19 protein-coding genes are annotated in these 18,225 nt (G+C 72.1%); 8 read left to right on the top strand and 11 right to left on the bottom strand.

Annotated elements, in window-relative coordinates:
* Positions 1-29 precede the first annotated feature (29 nt).
* On the top strand, positions 30-1,010 hold the full coding sequence (locus JOD65_RS16555) for a LacI family DNA-binding transcriptional regulator (protein WP_191196002.1): 981 nt from the start codon (positions 30-32) through the stop codon (positions 1,008-1,010).
* A 22-nt stretch (positions 1,011-1,032) separates the two neighbouring features.
* Here the strand turns inward: JOD65_RS16555 and pcaC are convergent, their stop codons facing one another.
* From pcaC to JOD65_RS16580, 5 genes are read right to left on the bottom strand one after another with little or no spacing between them, the layout of a single operon-like run.
* Positions 1,033-1,410 carry a 4-carboxymuconolactone decarboxylase gene (gene pcaC, locus JOD65_RS16560; RefSeq protein WP_191196003.1) on the bottom strand — a complete coding sequence of 126 codons (378 nt, stop codon included), beginning with the start codon at positions 1,408-1,410 and terminating at the stop codon, positions 1,033-1,035.
* Positions 1,411-1,438: 28 nt separating this feature from the next.
* Positions 1,439-2,401 (bottom strand): lyase family protein, encoded by a 963-nt coding sequence (locus JOD65_RS16565; RefSeq protein WP_191196004.1) that lies wholly within the window; start codon positions 2,399-2,401, stop codon positions 1,439-1,441.
* Positions 2,394-2,933 (bottom strand): protocatechuate 3,4-dioxygenase subunit alpha, encoded by a 540-nt coding sequence (pcaG, locus tag JOD65_RS16570; protein WP_191196005.1) that lies wholly within the window; start codon positions 2,931-2,933, stop codon positions 2,394-2,396. The genes JOD65_RS16565 and pcaG overlap by 8 nt, the downstream gene beginning before the upstream one ends.
* Positions 2,930-3,715: a protocatechuate 3,4-dioxygenase subunit beta gene (gene pcaH, locus JOD65_RS16575; protein ID WP_191196006.1), complete on the bottom strand. Its 786-nt coding sequence runs from the start codon at positions 3,713-3,715 to the stop codon at positions 2,930-2,932. The genes pcaG and pcaH overlap by 4 nt, the downstream gene beginning before the upstream one ends.
* The gene (locus JOD65_RS16580; protein ID WP_191196007.1) at positions 3,700-4,899 is read right to left on the bottom strand and encodes a 4-hydroxybenzoate 3-monooxygenase; all 1,200 of its coding nucleotides are present in this window, start codon (positions 4,897-4,899) and stop codon (positions 3,700-3,702) included. The genes pcaH and JOD65_RS16580 overlap by 16 nt, the downstream gene beginning before the upstream one ends.
* A gap of 72 nt (positions 4,900-4,971) precedes the next feature.
* Between JOD65_RS16580 and JOD65_RS16585 the strand changes: the two genes are divergently transcribed.
* Positions 4,972-5,718 (top strand): IclR family transcriptional regulator, encoded by a 747-nt coding sequence (locus JOD65_RS16585; RefSeq protein ID WP_191196008.1) that lies wholly within the window; start codon positions 4,972-4,974, stop codon positions 5,716-5,718.
* Between the two features lie 3 nt (positions 5,719-5,721).
* On the opposite strand, the gene JOD65_RS16590 is transcribed toward JOD65_RS16585, so the two are convergent.
* From JOD65_RS16590 to JOD65_RS16615, 6 genes are read right to left on the bottom strand one after another with little or no spacing between them, the layout of a single operon-like run.
* A complete protein-coding gene (locus tag JOD65_RS16590; RefSeq protein ID WP_191196009.1) occupies positions 5,722-7,446 on the bottom strand; it encodes a CocE/NonD family hydrolase in 1,725 nt (574 codons plus the stop codon).
* Positions 7,439-8,383: an MBL fold metallo-hydrolase gene (locus JOD65_RS16595; protein WP_191196010.1), complete on the bottom strand. Its 945-nt coding sequence runs from the start codon at positions 8,381-8,383 to the stop codon at positions 7,439-7,441. The genes JOD65_RS16590 and JOD65_RS16595 overlap by 8 nt, the downstream gene beginning before the upstream one ends.
* Complete coding sequence (locus JOD65_RS16600; protein WP_191196011.1) at positions 8,380-9,285, bottom strand: alpha/beta hydrolase; 906 nt, start codon at positions 9,283-9,285, stop codon at positions 8,380-8,382. Before JOD65_RS16600 ends, JOD65_RS16595 begins: the two co-directional genes overlap by 4 nt.
* Entirely contained in the window at positions 9,285-10,418 is a 1,134-nt protein-coding gene (locus JOD65_RS16605) for an FAD-dependent monooxygenase (RefSeq protein ID WP_191196012.1), read from the bottom strand. The genes JOD65_RS16600 and JOD65_RS16605 overlap by 1 nt, the downstream gene beginning before the upstream one ends.
* 10 nt (positions 10,419-10,428) lie before the next feature.
* Positions 10,429-11,412, bottom strand: coding sequence for a phosphotriesterase family protein (locus JOD65_RS16610; RefSeq protein WP_191196013.1), 984 nt, complete (start codon positions 11,410-11,412; stop codon positions 10,429-10,431).
* 1 nt (position 11,413) lies between these two features.
* Entirely contained in the window at positions 11,414-12,295 is an 882-nt protein-coding gene (locus JOD65_RS16615) for a phosphotriesterase family protein (RefSeq protein ID WP_191196014.1), read from the bottom strand.
* 119 nt (positions 12,296-12,414) lie between these two features.
* On the opposite strand from JOD65_RS16615, the gene JOD65_RS16620 reads away from it, so the two are divergent.
* The 6 genes from JOD65_RS16620 (at position 12,415) to JOD65_RS16645 (ending at position 18,212) form a co-directional block, all read left to right on the top strand.
* Positions 12,415-12,996 (top strand): TetR/AcrR family transcriptional regulator, encoded by a 582-nt coding sequence (locus tag JOD65_RS16620; protein ID WP_191196015.1) that lies wholly within the window; start codon positions 12,415-12,417, stop codon positions 12,994-12,996.
* Positions 12,997-13,140: 144 nt separating this feature from the next.
* Positions 13,141-14,319 (top strand): cytochrome P450, encoded by a 1,179-nt coding sequence (locus JOD65_RS16625; protein ID WP_191196016.1) that lies wholly within the window; start codon positions 13,141-13,143, stop codon positions 14,317-14,319.
* Complete coding sequence (locus JOD65_RS16630; protein ID WP_224747763.1) at positions 14,316-14,519, top strand: ferredoxin; 204 nt, start codon at positions 14,316-14,318, stop codon at positions 14,517-14,519. The genes JOD65_RS16625 and JOD65_RS16630 overlap by 4 nt, the downstream gene beginning before the upstream one ends.
* Positions 14,516-15,664, top strand: coding sequence for an NAD(P)/FAD-dependent oxidoreductase (locus JOD65_RS16635; protein WP_191196017.1), 1,149 nt, complete (start codon positions 14,516-14,518; stop codon positions 15,662-15,664). The genes JOD65_RS16630 and JOD65_RS16635 overlap by 4 nt, the downstream gene beginning before the upstream one ends.
* Positions 15,661-17,205, top strand: a complete 1,545-nt coding sequence (locus JOD65_RS16640; RefSeq protein WP_191196018.1) for a sugar ABC transporter ATP-binding protein — start codon at positions 15,661-15,663, stop codon at positions 17,203-17,205. Before JOD65_RS16635 ends, JOD65_RS16640 begins: the two co-directional genes overlap by 4 nt.
* On the top strand, positions 17,202-18,212 hold the full coding sequence (locus JOD65_RS16645) for an ABC transporter permease (protein WP_191196019.1): 1,011 nt from the start codon (positions 17,202-17,204) through the stop codon (positions 18,210-18,212). The genes JOD65_RS16640 and JOD65_RS16645 overlap by 4 nt, the downstream gene beginning before the upstream one ends.
* Positions 18,213-18,225: the final 13 nt, after the last annotated feature.

Raw genomic sequence — 18,225 nt, forward strand, 5'->3', positions numbered from 1 at the left:
CCTGTTGCCAGGTGCGTTGTCCTGTCCTCGTGGCCCGACCCACCATCTACGACGTCGCGAGCGCTGCGGGCGTCGCCACCTCGACCGTCTCGCGCGCCTTCACCAACCCAGGGAGGGTCTCGGCGGCGACCCGCGAACGGGTGCTGGCCAGCGCGGCCGAGCTCGGCTACCGGCCCAACCCTCATGCGCGGGCACTGCTGTCAGGCCGGCACCACACCGTGGCCATGGTGGTCTCGGACATCACCAACCCGCACTACTTCGAGCTGATCCGGGGCGCCGAGATGCGGGCTCGCATGTCGGAGTACACGCTCCTTCTCGTGAACGCGGAGGAGTCGCCGCGGATGGAGTGGGAGCAGATCCAGCGACTCGCGCCGGCTGTCGACGGATTCCTCCTCGCAGCGAGCCGACTGCCCGACGAGAACCTGAGGCAGATCGCGGACCAGCGTCCCGTGGTCCTCATGAGCCGAGAGGTGCCCGGGCTCGCCAGCGTCGTGCTGGACCACGTCGAGGGGTGTCGGCAGATCGTCGCCCACCTCACCTCGCTGGGCCACCGCGAGCTCGTCTACCTCGCCGGACCGCGCAACTCCTGGATGGCTGCCACCCGCTGGGCCGCCCTGAAGGAGGCAGCCGAGCAGGCCGGGACCACCGCTCGCCGGATCGGGCCGTTCACCCCGAAGGTCAGCCAGGGCGGGGCAGCTGCGGACGGCGCCCTGAACGACGGCGCGTCGGCGATCGTCGCCCACAACGACCTGCTCGCGATCGGCGTCATCCAGCGCCTCACCCAACGGGGCCTACGAGTGCCGGCCGACGTCAGCGTCGTCGGGTTCGACAACATCTTCGCCGCCGACGTGTGCACCCCCGGACTCACCACGCTCGGCGGGGCCCACGCGGACCTCGGGCGGGTCGCCGTCGAGCTGCTGCTCACCGCCGACACCCGGGCGAACGACGACCAACCGTCCGTCGTCCTGCCCACGGAGCTCGTGCTGCGCGGGTCCACCGGGGCCGCGTAGGCAGTGCCAGCGTTGCCGGACCTCAGACCTCGTCGTCGACGTCCGCGAACACCTCGCGGGCGATCCGGAATGCGGTGTTCGCGTCCGGGACGCCGCAGTAGACCGCGCTCTGCAGCAGGGTCTCGCCGATCTCCTCCACCGTCACCCCGTTGCGGCGTGCGGCGCGCAGGTGCATCGCCAGCTCCTCGTGGTGGCCCCGGGCGACGAGCGCGGTGATCGTGATCAGCGAGCGGGTACGCCGGTCGAGGCCCGGACGCGTCCACACCGTGCCCCAGGCGTACTCCGTGATCATGGTCTGGAAGTCGCGGTCCAGGTCGGTGATCCGGTCGGTCGCGCGATCGACGTGCTCGTCGCCGAGCACCTCGCGGCGCACGGCCATGCCGTCGTCGTACTTCGTCATGCCACCTCCAGGTGGGGTCGAACGTGGGTCACCGGGCCGCTTCGGCAGCAGCGAGGTTCTCGGCCATCCGGTCCGCGTGCACCCGGAGCCCGGCGAGCAGGTCGGCGGTCTGGCTCGCGGCGACGGCGGTACGCCGGACCAGCAGGCGCAGCGTGTCCCACTCGGCGTGCCACGCACCATCGGCGCGCTCGTCGACCTGGTCGGCGGCACACAGGTGCAGGGTCGCGAGCAGCTGGGGGGCCGTCAGGGCGGCCCGCCGGACGAGCACCGACAGGACCGGGTTGGCCTTGTGGGGCATGGACGAGGACCCGCCGCCGGAGGACTCCTCGAGCTCGGCGATCTCGGGTCGCGAGAGCTCGAGCACGTCGCGCGCGATCCGTCCGCAGGCGTCGGTGGTCGCCGTCAGGGCGTCGGCGATGCGGGTGATCGGCCGGCGGTCGGTGTGCCAGGCGGGGACGTCGTCCAGGCCGAGGCGGGTGGACAGGCGGTCGTCCCGCAGGGTGCCGACCGGTCCCCCGGACTGCGCGGGAAAGGCCAGCGCGGCGAGGTCGTCGGAGGCGCCCGACAGGCCGGAGCGCCACGCCGAGAGCTTGTGCCCGAAGGTGATGGGCAGTGCCCACTGCGTGAGTGTCCGGCCGATCATCGGCGCCTCGCCGTGGGAGGCCGCGAGCCGGTCGACCGCCGATGAGGCAGAGGAGAGGTGCGAGCGCACCGCGTCCACGGCGTCCCGCAGCATCAGCACCATCGCCGTGTCGAGCACGTCCTGCGACGTGAGCCCGGTGTGCACGTCGACCCCGGGGTTGGCGTCACGCAGCGCGGCGACGAGCGGGATCACCGCGTTGCCGCCGGCCTCCGCATCGAACGGACCGTCCGGGACCGTGAGGGAGGTGTCCGCCCAGGCCGACTCGACGGCCACCATCGCCGCCACGAACGCCTCGTCGGTGACCACGTCGCCCGCCCGGCGGTCGCCGGGCCAGAACAGGTCACTCATCGCCGAAGTCGAGGAAGACGGTCTCGTCCTCGCCCTGGAGGCGTACGTCGAAGCGGAAGCCGGACTCGTCGGCGACGGTCAGGACTGTCGTCCGACGGTCCGGGTCGAGCCCGTCGAGGAACGCATCGGACGCGCCCGGCAGGTAGGCGCGCGTGAAGAGCCGGTGGAGCAGCCCGCGGGCGAGGACCGTGATGGCGAAGAACGGCGCCGACGCGCCCGGCACCACACCGGGTCTCAGGGTGGTGAAGGAGTAGCGCCCCTCGGCGTCCGTCGCGCTTCGACCGAAGCCGGTGAAGGTCCAGCCGTCGCGGTGCAGCGAGCCCGCCTGCTGCACGACCTCACCGGCCGCGTCGGCCTGCCAGAGCTCGAGGACGGCGTCGGGCACCGGCTCGCCCGCGCCGTCGCGGACCGTGCCGTGCAGGCGTACCGCACCTGCCGCGGCCGGCGGCACCAGCTCGTTGTCGCCGTCGTAGGGCAGCGCGTAGTGGAAGAACGGACCCACCGTCTGGCCGGGAGTCGGGATGGGGGTCACGCGTGGGCCTCCTCGGCGGCGTCCTGTTCGAGCGGGGTGCGGTGCGACCCCGTCAACACAATGTCCCACCGATAGCCCGTGGCCCACTCGTGTTGCGTCAGGTCGTGGTCGTAGGTCGCGACCAGCCGGTCGCGGGCGCGTGGGTCGACGATGGACTGGTAGATCGGGTCGCGGTCGAACAGCGGGTCGCCCGGGAAGTACATCTGGGTCACCAGCCGCTGGGTGAAGTCGGTGCCGAAGAGCGAGAAGTGGATGTGCGCCGGCCGCCAGGCGTTGTGGTGGTTCTTCCACGGGTAGGGGCCGGGCTTGATGGTGGTGAACCGGTAGGTGCCGTCGGCGTCGGTGAGGCAGCGCCCCATCCCGGTAAAGTGCGGATCGAGCGCCGCCGGGTGCTGGTCGCGCTGGTGGATGTAGCGCCCACCGGCGTTGGCCTGCCAGATCTCCACGAGCTGGTGGCGCACCGGCCGCCCCTCGCCGTCGAGGACGCGGCCCGTGACGACCATCCGCTCCCCCACCGGCTCGCCGCCCCTCTGGATCGTCAGGTCCGACTCGAGCTCGCCGACGTCGCGTGCGCCGAACACCGGCGCCCACAGCTCGATCCCCTCGGGGTCGGCCTGCTGGAGATCCTTCGTCGGGTGGCGCAGCCGGGACGACCGGTACGGCGCGTAGTCGCGCCGCGGCTGCGTCTCCACCGCGCTGCCGGCGGCGTACGACGCCGAGATGTCACGCATCTCCTGGTCGATGACGTCCTGTGGCTCCAACCCGGTCATGCTGTCGGCCATCCGGTGTATCCCTCCGCGAGGTAGGTGGCGCCGGCCTCGGACGAGACCAGGCTGGTGAGCTCGCCGAGCTGGCGGAGCTCGTCGAAGTCCCGGTGCTCCTGCTGCCCCGGCGCCCGGTGGAGCATCGTGGTCATCCAGTAGGAGAAGTGCTGCGCCTTCCACACCCGTTGCAGCGCGCGATCGGTGTAGGCGTCCAGCGCGTCGAGGTCGCCCTTGCCGATGGCGCGCTCGATGACCTCGGCCAGCACGCGGGTGTCGGCCAGGGCGAGGTTGAGGCCCTTCGCGCCGGTGGGCGGCACGGTGTGTGCGGCGTCGCCGGCGAGCAGGAGGCGGCCGCTGCGCATGGGCGTCTGGACGAAGGAGCGGAACGGCAGCACGGTCCGCTCGATCACCGGGCCCTCCTCGAGCTCGAAGCCGTCGGGCCCGGACAGCCGCGCCTGCAGCTCGCTCCAGATCCGGTCGTCGGACCAGGCGCTCGCCTCCTCGGCCGGGTCGCACTGGAAGTACATCCGCTGCACGGTGTCGGTGCGCTGGCTGATCAGCGCGAAGCCCCGGTCCGAGCGCGTGTAGATCAGCTCGGGGGCCGAGCGGGGCGCCTCGCACAGGATCCCGAACCAGGCGAACGGGTACTCCCGGAAGTAGCGGCTCCGCGCCTCGACGTGGTCGCGGCAGAGCGAGCGGGAGCCGTCGGCGCCCACGACGAGGTCGGCCGTCACCTCGTGCGCCCGCCCGTCGAGATCGGCGTACGTCACCCGCGGCCGGTCGGTGTCGAGGTCGTGCACGGCCGTGTCGGTGATCCCGTAGCGCAGGTCGCCGCCGTCGCGCGTGCGGGCGGCGTGGACGTCGACGAAGACGGCGGTCTGCGGGTAGAGCCACACCGAGGCGCCGACCAGCTCCTCGAAGTCGATGTGGTGGCTCCCGCCGCCGAAGCGCAGGTAGATGCCACCGTGCCGGTCGCCGTGGGTGATCACCCGCTCGTGGCCGGTCTCGTAGACGCCCGTCTCGGCGAGCAGCCGCACGCTGTCGCGCTCGAGGATGCCGGCGCGGTGGGTCGTGCGGATCTCCTCGACCGTGCGGTTGTCGACCACGACGCACTCGATGCCCGAGCGGTGCAGCAGGTGCGACAGCATCAGGCCCGCGGGGCCGCCGCCGACGATCGCGACCTGGGTGCGGGTCATGGTCATGGGTCGGACGCTAGGGAGGTGGCTGTTGCCGCGTCACCATCCGGATGTCACTCAGTGGAATAGTCTGCGCACATGGCAGGTGGCTCCGCTCCCGGCGCGTCGCTGGTCGACCGCACCCTCGACGTGCTCGGCGCCTTCGACGAGCGCCACCGGCGGCTGACGCTGACCCGGCTGGCCGCGCGCAGCGGCCTGACCCCGCCCACGACCCTGCGGATCGTGCGGCGCCTGCTGGCCGCCGGGGCGCTGGAGCGCACCGATGACGGCTCGTACGTCGTCGGCCGGCGGCTGTGGGACATCGGTCTGCTCGCGCCGGTGCAGACCGGACTGCGCGAGGTCGCCGCACCCTTCCTCCAGGACCTCCAGGCGGCCACCCGCGCGACGGTCCACCTCGCCGAGCGCGACGGCCACCGGGTCCTCTACCTCGACCGGCTCTCCGGCGTCGCCTCGGTGCCGGTGGTGAGCCGCGTGGGCTCGCGGCTGCCGATGCATGCCACCGGGGTCGGCAAGGTGCTGCTCGCGCACGCCCCGGCCGACGTGCAGCAGCGGGTGCTGGCCGACCTGCGGCCGCTGACGCCGTACACGATCGTCACGCCGGGCACCCTGGAACGCCAGCTCGAGCGCGTCCGTCGCGACGGCTTCGCGACCACCCGGGAGGAGCTGACGCTGGGCGCCTGCTCCGTCGCGGTGCCGGTGCGCGACGCCGACGGTGACGTGGTCGCCGCCCTCGGCATCGTCGTGCCGTCGCTGCGCCGCGACCGGGAACGCCTCGTCGCAGCGCTCTCGGTCGCGGCGGCGGGCATCACGCGCCTCGCACGGTGAGGTTCACACGGTGAAGGGCAGCACCAGCCGCGAGGGGTGCGCGGCGTCGCGGTAGACCTTGTGGGTCACCGGCCGGCCGACGGGGAGGTGGAACGCGTCGGGCGGGAGCAGCGAGTTGTGCTCGTCCACCATCGGCTCGTTGCAGCTCAGCTCGACCGTGATCCGGTGCCCAGGGAGGATCGTCGCGGCCATCGGGTAGACCCGGAGCACGTACTCCTCGATCCGGTCCGGCTCGACCGGCACCCTGCGGGTGAGCGGGTGGACCGGGCTGCCGGACGTCGACTTGTCGGCGTCCAGCTCGCGCATGGAGGCCTTGAGGTACGCCGTCGTCAGCAGCTGGCGCTTCCCGCCCGGACCGACGTCCCACATCCGCATGATCCAGTTGGTGTCGTCCTGGTCTATCGCGGCGAACAGGTGGAAGGCGCCGGTGCCCATCAGCGTGGCCGGCTCATCGAAGACGTCGGTCGACCAGCTGAGGGTCTCAACGCGAGAGGTCGTCGTCAGCGGAGCCTGGAAGAAGCCCTCTGGGCCGGCGTGTGCCGGGCCCATCGGCTCGGGCTCGGACGACAGCTTGCCGCGGGGGCGCAGGTAGAGCTCGCGGTGCTCCGCCCGTCGCGGCGGGAACGTGTCGCCCTCGACGTACTGCCGGGTGCCCTCGACGAAGACGGACACGGCCGGCTCCTCGTCGACCCCGTTGTCGATGCCCTTGAGCCACTTGTCGTACCAGCGGAACATCTTGTCGTGCTCCTCGACGAAGGGGCGCGACTGCATCGGCGGGTAGGGGCCGATGGTGAGCTTCTTGTTCTTCGCCGGGATGCGGTCGAAGCACTCGATGGTGCCGTCCATCGTCCAGCCGCGGCCCTGGTCGATCTGCAGCCAGACGGGGATGTCGATGCTCTCCGCCAAGTTGACCGGGTTGCGCTCCTCGTACCACTCCCCGTCGACGTCGTTCATCACGATGTCGAACCACGGCTCGTGGTTCTTCGGGTAGTGCAGGGCGTGCACCAGGTTGGGCCACGCCTGGATGTCGGGGTCCTGCAACCGTTCGGCGACCAGCTTGTCGATCTGCTCGGGACTGTGGGTCTCGAGCATCCGCGACTTCACGCCGTCGGTGAAGGCCCACCCCGAGTCACCGCCGCGACCCTCGCGGGCGGCGCGCGGCATCAGCCACATGATGCCGCCGTGGTAGGTCGTCTCGTAGAAGTCGTAGTGGCCGCCGGAGACGAAGATCGCCTTGAGCGACGGGGGCCGCTCGGCCGCGGCGATGACCTGCATGGAGCCGAAGTAGGAGATGCCGATCATGCCGACGTTTCCGTCGCACCAGGGCTGCGCAGCCACCCACTCGATGAAGTCGTAGGCGTCCTCGCCGAGCGACACACCGCCGGCGTTGTAGTTGCCGATGTGGTCGCCCTCGGAGTAGCCGGAGCCGCGCAGGTCGCCGATGACGTGCACGTAGCCGTTGTCGACGACGCGGGCGATGTCGCCCGCCTCGATGCAGCCGTCCCACAGGGGGGAGGGTCGCTTCTGCGGCGGCATCGTGAGGGCGAGCGCCTGCAGCTCCTTGCCGTAGGGCGACAGCGCGACGAGCGCGGGCCGCGGCGTGCCGAAGTCTGATGCGTAGGCGTCCCCGGCCAGGTGCACGCCGTCGCGCATGGGGACCGCGAGGTCCTTGAGCGCCGCGACCTTCTCGCCGCCGGCGTCGATGGTCCGCTCGATCGTTTCACGCATGGGTCGACTCCTTGAGCTGGGCGCAGAGATATCCGCGCATCGTGGTGAAGAAGGGTGAGGGCTCGAGCGTCGGGTCGCCGGTGTAGCCGAGCCGCGCCGCGTGTTCGGCGAAGGGCGCGTACGCCGACCCGCTCGCCGTCGGCGTGCTGCTGGTCATCGCCGCACGCACCTCGGCCTCGCGTGCGAGGCTCGCCGTGAGGGCCGCACGTGCGCCGCCGTCGTCGAGGACGACAGGGAAGGGCGTGCCGTCCGCCTGGCGGTAGGGATGCCCGAGGTAGAGGTGCTGCGGGTCGAGGGCGAGGACCCGCTCGAGGGAGGCCCGGTAGGCGTCGGGGTCCTCGTAGCCCGGGAAGCCGCTGGCGGCGCCGTAGCACTGCGCGGCGTCGCCCACGAAGACGTGCTCGGCTCCCCCGCCGACGTCGTCGGAATCGACGACGTAGGCCACCGCACCCGCGGTGTGGCCGGGCACCGCGACCACGCGCACCGTGGTGCCGCCGAGGTCGAGGACGTCACCGTCGCCGACCGTCCGGGTCGGCTCGAGCTCGCCGGAGACGGCCTCGAGCACCTCGCGCGACTTGCGCTCCTCCAGCGTGGCGGCGTCGACGTACGACCCGCGCAGCTCGAGGGCCTCCTCGACGTGCGAGCGGCGCGACCGCAGGAAGTGCGCATCCGTCGCGGAGATGACGACCTCGGCCCTACGTCCGGTGGCCTCCCACAGCGCGTCGGCGCCACCGACGTGGTCGATGTGGCCGTGGGTGAGCAGGATCCAGCGAACGTCCTCGATCCGCCGGCCCAGCTTCTCCAGCTCCGCGGGGACGTTGGCCGCGGAGGCGGCGACGCCGGTGTCGACGATCGCCAGCTCGGGGGCGTCGATCAGGTAGCTGTAGAGCGCGAACCGGCCCCACGGGGCGGCAATCGGGTGGACGTCGACGCTCACGACAGGAACTCGGCCGTCTCGGTGTAGACCCCCTGGAAGTCGGGGACCCACGAGAAGTGCTGGACGAAGCCGTGGCCGACGCTGCCGTAGCGGCTGGTCGTGGCGTCGACGCCGGCTGCGCGCAGGCGCTCGGCGTAGAGCTCGCCCTCGTCCCGCAGCGGGTCGTGCTCAGCCGTGACGACGAGCGCCGGCGGGAGACCCGACAGGTCCTCGCGCTTGATCGGCGAGACGAGCGGGTCCGCGGGATCGGCACCGGACTCGAGGTAGAAGGCGTTGAACGGCTTCAGCCCGGCGGTCTCGAGGCCGTAGCCGACGGCGTTCTCGCGCATCGACGGGTAGCGGTCCTCGTCGAGGTCGAGGTCGAGGGAGGGGTAGTAGAGCACCTGGTGGGTGATCCGATCCCAGTCGTCGTCCTTCGCCATCGCGGTGACGGCCGCAGCGAACGTGCCGCCCGAGCTGTCGCCGGCGACCACCAGGGGCGCGCCGGGCTCGAGGCCCTCCCCCAGCCAACGCACGACGCCGTAGCAGTCCTCGAGCCCGGCGGGGTACGCCGCCTCGGGCGCGCGGCGGTAGCCGACCGAGACGACCTGCAGGCCGGTCGCCTGCGCGAGGGCGCGCGCCACGTGGTCGTGCGTCTCGAGGCTGCCGAGGAAGAAGGCGCCGCCGTGGAGGTAGACGAGCACGCCCGGGACCGGGTCGGCGGTCGGTGTGTAGACGCGGACCGGGACGTCGCCGTACGTCGTGCGTGCGGTGCGGTCCTCGACCGTGTGGAGCGGCAGCCGTTCCCCAACCGGGGCGACGTGCGACTCCTCGGCGGCGCGCATGGCGACCGGGTCGAGCGGGCCCGGGGGCGGCGCGGGCAGCGTGGCGAGGACCGCGGCCACCTGGGGGTGGAGGGCCATCAGGCGACCGACTCGGACTCGGTGGGCTCGGGCTGCGACTGCGGGTTCTGGCCCGGGAAGACGTCGTTGATCTCGTCCTCCGACCAGCCCTGGCGGGAGATCCGCTGGAGCTCGTCGGTGACGGGCTTGCGGGCGGCCTGGTAGGCGGCGAGCGCCTCGGCGACCGTGCCCGCGTCGGCGATCGCGTCGGTCAGCGCACCGGCGTCCATGATCGCGGAGTTGGCCCCCTGGCCCTGGTGGTGGCACATCGCGTGGGCGGAGTCGCCGAGGAGCACGACGGCATCGGAGTGCCAGGCGTCGACGGGGTCGATGTCGTAGACCGCGCGGACGTTGACCGCGTCCATGTCGAGGTCCTGCACGGTGCGCACGATGCGCTCGTCGAAGCCCTCGACCGTCCGGAGCAGGTCGTCCCTGGTCACGTGGGGGTTCCACGTCCCGTCGGGGTGCAGCGCCGTGACGTCGAAGGACATCTGGCCGCGGTGCCGCAGCGGCAGGACGTACACCTTGGTGCCGCGACCGACGTACATGCGCAGGTTGTCGTCGACGACCAGGCCGTGCGCCGCGTCGGCGTCGACGACGACGCGGTAGGCATGCTCGCCGGCGAAGAGCGGCTGCTGGTCGCTGAAGAACTGCTGCCGCACGGTCGACTTGATGCCGTCGGCGCCGATCACGAGGTCGGCAGTGGCGGTCGCGCCGTTGGCGAAGGTGAGGGCGGGTCGCTCGCCCGTGACGTCGATGCGCTCGAGCCGGTGGCCGACCCTGACGACTCCGTCGGGCAGGACGCCGACGAGCGCGTCGATGAAGTCACCGCGGTGGATGAGGTGGGTGTGGGTGTGCACCTCGAAGTCGTCCATGCCGGGCCAGGCGTCCTTCATGATCGGGTCGCCGGTGGCGGTGAGGATCTCGAAGTAGTCGCTGGCCGAGCTCACGCCGGCGATGGCGTCGAACGCGCCCCACTGGCGGAACAGGTCCATCGTGGAGGGGCGCAGGCCGATGCCGGCGCCGACCTCGCAGATCTGGCTCGCCTGCTCGTAGACAGTGACGTCGGCACCGCGCAGGCTGAGCGCCTTGGCCGCGGCAGCGCCGCCGTACCCGCCGCCGACGATGGCGATGGTGAGGTCCTTGAAGTCCATGGGTGTGTCCTCAGTGGTGGGTGTGGGAGAAGGTCTTGATGGACAAGAAGTCGGCCGGGAGGTCGACGAAGATCCGGGTGATGGTGTCCTCGTCGATGCCGGCCTCCCGCAGGGCGGGGAGCAGCACCTCGAAGAGGTAGTTGACGGTGTGGCCCTTGACGCCGGGCCAGCCGAGCGGGCTGCAGTTGGCGTCGGCGGACGCGAGCACGCTGTCGACGAGCCCGTCGCGCAGGTAGCCCAGGAAGTGCTCGAGCCGCTCGGCGCGCGGCCGCCCCCAGAACGGCGGGTCAGGGAGCTCGAGGTCGTAGCCGAAGGTGTCGAAGCCGATGCGCCCGCCCTGCTCGGCGATCCAGCGGTCCCGCACCAGCCCCTGGCTGATGCCGTCGTCGGCGTGCCCGAAGAGGACCCGGTCGAGCGGCAGCCCCTCCTCGCCGAAGATCTCGATCGCGGGCTCGGCGTTGACGGCGAGGTGCGTGAAGATCGGTACGCCGGTGGCGAGCGCGGCGCGTGCGGCGGCGCGGTAGATGCGGAGGTCGAGCTCCTTCATCTGGAAGCCGCGGCTGACGCCGACCTTGATGATGCCGGCCTTCGCGCCGGTGCTGCCGATGCCGACGGTGGTCTCGTGGACGAACTGGTCGGCGAGGTAGTCGACGCTCGCGCGCTCGAAGAACGGCAACGCCGTGTCGCCGCCGACGAAGCCTGTCGAGGCGACGATGTGCACGCCGGTCTTCTCCGAGAGCGACTGGTAGTACGGGATGTCGCGGCCGTTGCAGATGCCGGTCGCGTCGACGAAGGTCGCGGCGCCGTAGGGCCGGCAGCTGTCGTGGAAGGCCCGCAGCTTGGGCACGGTCTCCTCGTAGCGCTGCTCGGGTGTCTTCCACCACTGGGTGTCGAGCTCGGAGCCGGGCATGCCGTAGCCGATGTGCTCGTGGACGGCGACGAAGCCGAGCTCGGCGGCGGGGACCGCCCCGAGGACGGTGTTGACGCGGGCCATGTCAGTGCTCCTTCACGGTGAGCAGGTCGCGCGGGTTGGCGATGAGGACCTGCTGGACGAGCTCGGTCGGCAGGGCCGTGGCGAGCGGGGCGTACGTCGCCGGGGCGGCGTCGTGGCCGAAGGCGACGCCGACCCCGCCGGTGGCGAGCAGCACGCGCTCGGCGTGCCCCGCCTCGGCGAGCAGGACGACGTCCGCGGGGTCGGTGAGGACGACGTACGCACCGAGGTCGGCGACCTTGGCGGCCTGGTCACCGGCATCGGCGACCAGCAGGCGGGCGGCCGGCACGCCCTCGGCGAGGGCGACCTCGACCTCGACGACGGCGTCCGCACCGGCCCGGAAGGAGACGGGGACGCCGGTGGCGAGCGCAGCTCGAGCGGCACCGCGCAGCAGGCTCTCGTCGGTGGCCGTCATCCCGTCGCGAGTCGCTGCGGTGGCGACCAGGCCGGCCGCCCCGCGACGCTCGACCCGCGGCACGACCATGCCCTCGGCGATCTCGCGGGTGAACATGTCGGCCCACTTGTCCGCCGGCCAGGGAGTCGGCGGGTTGGTCTGCGGGGTGAGGAAGTAGCCGCCGAGCAGCGACTCGGGCCCCTGGCCGGTCGAGGCGACGACGTGCACGCCCGTGGCCCGCGACAGCGACTCGAGGAGCCGGACGTCGCGGCCGTGGAACATGCCGGTGCTGTCGACGACGGTGCCGCCACCGGCCTCGCGGAAGTCGACGAGCAGCGCGTGCAGCGACTCGAACACCTCGGCCCGGTCGATCGTGATGTCGTGGGCGAACTGGGCCCCGGGCAGCACCGAGAGCAGGCCCTCGTGCACCGCGACGACCCCGAGGTCGTCTGCGGGGACGGGGCCCAGGACGGTGTGGGCGAGCTCGGTCATGCGGAGCCTCACTGTGAAGGAATTCGGGTGTCGGGCGTCACAGTAGGCATTCACTTTACAGCCTGTCAAGCGACTGATCGTCACGATGTGTGGGTGGACGGACCCGTATGCTGCCGCGCATGTCCTTGCGTGCCGCCCAGAAGCAGATGACGTACGACCTCTTCCTCGAGAAGGCCCTCGAGCTCTTCGGCGAGCAGGGCTATGCGGCGACCACCGTCGACCACATCGCGCAGGCCGCGGGGTCGACCCGGACGACCTTCTACCTGCACTTCTCGTCCAAGGCGGAGGTGATGGCTGCCCTGCTCGGCAAGGTCGACACGATCCTCACCTCGGCGGACGACCCCTCGCTGTCCGAGGTGGTCGAGTCAGGGTCGCGTGAGCTCATCCGCACCTGGATCGACCGCAAGTTCTCCCAGTGGGACGAGATCAAGCCCTACCTCACCGCGTCCTACCAGGCGACCCACGAGGCTGCGGTCCTCGAGCGCACCGAGAGCTGGTTCGAGCACGCGGTCGGCGAGATGACCCAGGGCCTCGAGCGGGCCGGCCGGTTCACCCCCGACGTCCGTCGCGCGCGGTGCGTGCTGGCCTTCGGCCAGCTCGAGTACCTCTCCCGGCGCTACTTCGCCACGGGCTGGAAGATCTCGCGCGCGGTCTACCTCGAGGAGCTCACCGACTCCTGGGTCCACCTGCTGACGGACTGACCCGGCCGGCCCCTCGACCCGATCGCCCCCTGGGGCGGTCGGGCGCTTCGGCGCGCTCGGACGCCGAAGGACTTCCAGCCACTCTGTGACCAATTTCAAACAACCTGTTGACATTTGTGACGGTTAGCACATTCACTTTGCATCATGTCAACCGAAGCCCCCGCGACGAGTGATGCCGACCTCTTCTCCGACGAGGTCCTGCTCGACCCCTACCCGACCTACGAGGCACTCAGCGAGACCGCCGGAGTGGTCCACCTGCCGGCGAACGACGTCTACGCGCTCACCCGGTACGACGTCATCCGCGACGCCCTGGCCGACACCGAGACGTTCTCGTCGTCCTCGATCGGCTTCAACCCGATGGTCAACGAGGCGCTGCAGGGCACGTCCCTCGCCTCGGACCCGCCGGTGCACACCCAGCTGCGCGCGACCCTGAGCGCCAACCTCACGCCGCGGGCGCTGCGCGGGCTCAAGGGCCAGATCGAGGAGAAGGCCGACACCCTCGTCGCCGAGCTCGTCGAGACGGGGTCGTTCGAAGCCATCGACCAGCTCGGCCGGGTCTTCCCGATCCAGGTCGTCGCCGACCTGATCGGCTTCCAGGACGACGTCCGCGCGACCATGCTCCGCTGGGGCCAGGCCGCGATGGAGGTCATCGGCCCCCTGAACCAGCGCACGGTCGAGAACTTCCCGATCGCCGGCGAGCTCTACGGCTGGTGCTCGCAGGTCACCGCCGAGGACCTCGCCCCCGGGTCCGTCGGTCGCGGCATCTTCGACGCCGAGGCGCGCGGGGACATCCCCGCGGGCGCGGCCGGCCACATCATCCACCAGTACCTCGGCGCCGGCGTGGACACGACCGTCGCCGCCATCGGCAACATCGTCGCCCTCTTCGCCGCGCACCCCGACCAGCTCGCCCTGGTGCGCAAGGACCACGCGCTCGTGGGCTCGGCGTTCAACGAGGTGCTCCGCTACTGGGCGCCCGTCCACGCCTGGGGACGCCGAGTGACCCGCGACGTCGAGGTCGACGGCACCCTCGTGCCGGCCGGCTCGCAGGTCGCGATCCTCTTCGGGGCCGGCAACCGCGACCCGCGCCACTACGACGCAGCCGACGAGTTCCTCGTCGAGCGCAACCCGGTCGACCACCTCTCCTTCGGCTACGGCCCGCACGGCTGCGCCGGCCAGGGGCTCGCCCGGCTCGAGGCCCACGCGATCATCACCTCCCTCGCGAAGCGGGTCGACCGCCTCGTCGTCGGCGAGGCGACCCGCGTGCCGAGCAACATCACCCGGAGCATCGACGCGCTCCCCGTCCTCGAGGTGGTGCCCGCATGAGCACCCTGACGATCGCCCTCGACCGCCCCCGCTGCGAGGGCCACGGCCTGTGCGAGGAGGAAGCCCCTCAGCTGATGCACCTCGACGACGAGGGTGACCTCGTGCTCGACACGGCCGAGGTCACCGACGGCAGCCCCGAGGCCGCCGCTGCGAGCGCCGCGGTGCGCGTCTGCCCCGTCGCGGCGCTCAGGCTGGCATGACCACCGCGCGTCGCATCGTCGTCGTCGGCCACGGCATCGCCGGCGTCACCGCGGCCGACCAGCTCCGGGCCGAGGGGTACGACGGTGAGCTGACGCTGGTCGGCGACGAGCCGCGCGCGGCGTACAGCCGGCCGGCGCTGTCCAAGGCACTGCTCCGCGACTCCGACGAGCTCACCGCCCACGAGCTGCCGCCGTCGACCCACGACGCCACGGAGCTGCGCGGCGTCGCGGCGGTCGGCCTCGATCCCGTGGCCCGGACCGTGCTGCTCGACGACGGGCAGCGACTGTCGTACGACGGCCTGGTGCTCGCCACGGGTTGCCGGGCCCGGCGGCTCGGCGGACCGGACCAGGGGACCACCGAGATCACCCTGCGCACGCTCGACGACGCCTGGCGGCTGCGGGCCGGCGTGGCCACCCGCCCCGACGTCGTCGTCGTGGGTGGCGGCCCGCTCGGCATGGAGATCGCCTCCTCCTGCCTCGACCACGGGTGCGCCGTCACGCTCGTCTCGCAGGGTCCACCGTTGCGGGCTCAGCTCGGGCCCCATCTGTCCGGGCTCTTCCTCGCCGCGTCGCGGTCGCGCGGACTGCGTGTCGTGGAGACCGGTGGCGCCCGACTCGAGGGCGACGCCGGCACCACCCGTGTCGTGCTCGCCGACGGCACGCGTCTCGAGGCCGGCCTGGTCGTCACGGCCGTGGGCGACCTCCCCAACGTCGAGTGGCTCGCCGGCAGCGGGCTGCTCACCGACGGCGTCCTCCTCGCGGACGCGTGGGGCCGGGTGCGGCCGGGCATCGTGACCGCGGGTGACGTCGCCACCGTGCCAACTCCCTTGGGCCTGCGACGCGTCCCGCTGTGGAGCTCGGCGATCGACCAGGGCCGCGCGGCTGCCACCGCACTGCTCCGCGCAGACGCGCCGCGGCCCGAGCACCGGCCGTACTTCTGGACCGAGCAGTTCGGACTGTCGTTGAAGGCCGTCGGCCACCTGCCGTTCGCCGGTGCCCCCGAGCTGGTCGACGGCGACCCTGCCGAGGACCGCCACGTCCTGCGCTGGGACGGCGACGGCGCCGGTCCCGCGGCGGCCGCGATCAACGTCCGGATCCCGATTCCCCGGCTGCGCCGGCTGTGCGAGCCGGTGGTGACCGCGTGACCGCGCCGGCACCGCGCCTCGAGGTGCGCGGGCTCTCCAAGACCTTCGCGGGCGTGACCGTGCTCGAGGACGCCGGGCTCACGCTCGCCCCCGGTGAGATCCATGCCCTCGTCGGCCAGAACGGCTCGGGCAAGTCGACGCTGATCAAGCTGGTGAGCGGCGTGCACCGCGCGGACCCGGGCGGCGAGATCCGCGTGGACGGCGAGCTCGTCGGCCCACCCGTCGACCCGGGCGCCCTGCACCACCAGGGCCTCGCCTTCGTGCACCAGGACCTCGGCCTCGTGGCCGACCTGACGGTCCGGGAGAACGTCCGCGTCGGGCACAGCTCCGCGCACCGCTTCACCCGCGCCGTCGACACCGCGGTCGACCGTGAGGCCGTGCGCCGGACCTACGAATTCCTCGGGCTCGACATCGACCCGGAGGCACGCGTCTCCTCCCTCACACCGAGCGAGCGGGTGTCGGTCGCCGTGGCCCGGGCCCTCCAGGACCGCGAGGAGGGCAGTGGCGTCATCGTCTTCGACGAGTCGTCGAGGGCGATCCCGCCGGAGGCGTTGCCGGCCTTCTACGACGTGGTCCGGTTCCTCGCCTCGCACGGCACGTCGGTGCTGTTCGTGAGCCACGACCTCAAGGAGGTCCTGGGTCTGGCGCACCGGGTGACGGCACTGCGCAACGGTCGCGTGATCGAGACCGGTGTGCCGGTCGCGGAGCTCGACGAGGCCGCACTCACGCGGCTGGTGCTGGGCCGCGACGGCGCCCCCGCCGACCTCGTTGCGGAGTACCCCTACCGTCCGCTCGACGGCACCGTCGAGCTGCGCGGCGTGCGCGGCGGGCGGGTCCGCGACGTGAGCGCAACCCTTCGCCGCGGCGAGGTCGTCGGGGTCACCGGCACCATCGACTCGGGGATCCTCGACCTGCCCGCGCTCCTCGGCGGAGCGACCCCGGCGCACGGCACGGTCACGGTCGGTCGGCTGAGCGTCGACCTCGCTCGCGGTCGGGTGCGTGACCTGCTCCGACTCGGCGTCGTCCTGATCCCGCAGGACCGCCACGGCCTCGGGCTCGCGACGGAGCTGACCGTCGAGGAGAACATCACCATCCCCCACGTCCGCCGTCGTGGGCGGCCCTGGTCGCTCGGCAGCCGCTGGCGCCGCGAGACGACCGACACCCTCCTCGAGCGGTACGACGTACGTCCGCGCAACCGCGACCACGTCGTCGCCGCGCTGAGCGGCGGCAACCAGCAGAAGGTGCTGTTCGCGAAGTGGCTCGTCGCCGAGCCGGCGCTGCTCACCCTCGAGGAGCCCACCCAGGCCGTCGACGTCGGCGCCCGCGCCGCCCTCCTCGAGGCGACACGGAAGGCCGCTCAGGGCGGCACCGCCGTCCTCCTCGTCTCGTCGGAGGTCGAGGACCTCGCCGCCGTGTGCGACCGGTTGCTCGTCCTCGAGGACGGGGTCGTCGCGTGCGACCTGACCGGCCCCTTCACCCCCGAGTCCGTCCTCGACGCGACCTTCACCCGCTCCCGCGCCACCTCCGGAGGACCCCGATGAGCACCAGCACCGACACGTCGAGCACCACGGCGCCGCCGCTGGCGACCGCACCGCCCGAGCGGCGCCGCTTCGCGGCGGGCGCCCTCGTCCGCCGGTCGAGCCTGGTCGTGCTGTGGCTCGTGATGGCGGTGGTGTTCTTCGCGCTCGCCGACGTCCCGCTCGGCAACTTCCTCCAGGGGATCTTCGCCCGGCAGACCCCGCTCGTCCTCCTCGGGCTCGCGGTCGTGATCACCATGGCCGTCGGAGAGTTCGACCTGTCGTTCCCCTCGGTGTACGCCCTGTCCGGCGCCGCGGTGTCCTCGCTGGTCGTGCTGCACGGATGGTCGTTCGGCGCGGCTGCGCTGGCCGCGGTCGTGCTGGCCGTGCTGGTGGGTGCGCTGAACGCCCTGCTCGTGGTCCGCGCAGGGATCAACTCGGTGATCGTCACCCTCGGCGTCGGCAGCGTGGCGCTGGGACTGGGCGGCTGGATCTCGCAGGAGACCACCATCAGCGGCCTGGACTTCGCGCTGTCCAACCTCGCGCTCGCACGGGTGGCCGGGCTCCCGCTCGTCTTCTGGTACGGAGTCGTGCTGGTCGCGGTGGCGGCGTACGTCATGGCCGCCACTCCCCTGGGTCGCCACATCCTCTTCGTCGGGTCGAACCGCGACGTGGCGCGCCTGGCCGGCATCCGCGTCACCCGCATCCGCGTCGGCGCGTGGCTCACCTCGGCGCTCCTGTGCGGCGTGGCGGGCGTGGTCACCGCGGCCGGGCTGGGCGGCTTCAACGCGACGTCCGCCCGCGAGTACTTCCTGCCCGCCTTCGCCAGCGTCTTCCTCGGGACCGTCGCCGTCGTGCCGGGCCGCTTCAACCCGATCGGGATGTTCGTCGCCGTCTACTTCCTCATCACCGGCGTCTTCGGCCTCCAGCTCCTGGGCTACCAGGGCTGGGTCACCGACGTCTTCTACGGCGGCGTCCTCGTGATCGCCGTCGCCGCCTCGGCCTGCGTGCAGCGGCGCGTCCGCAGCTGACCCACCCGCCGTA

It is taken from the genome of Nocardioides cavernae (genome assembly GCF_016907475.1).
Classification (GTDB): domain Bacteria; phylum Actinomycetota; class Actinomycetes; order Propionibacteriales; family Nocardioidaceae; genus Nocardioides; species Nocardioides cavernae.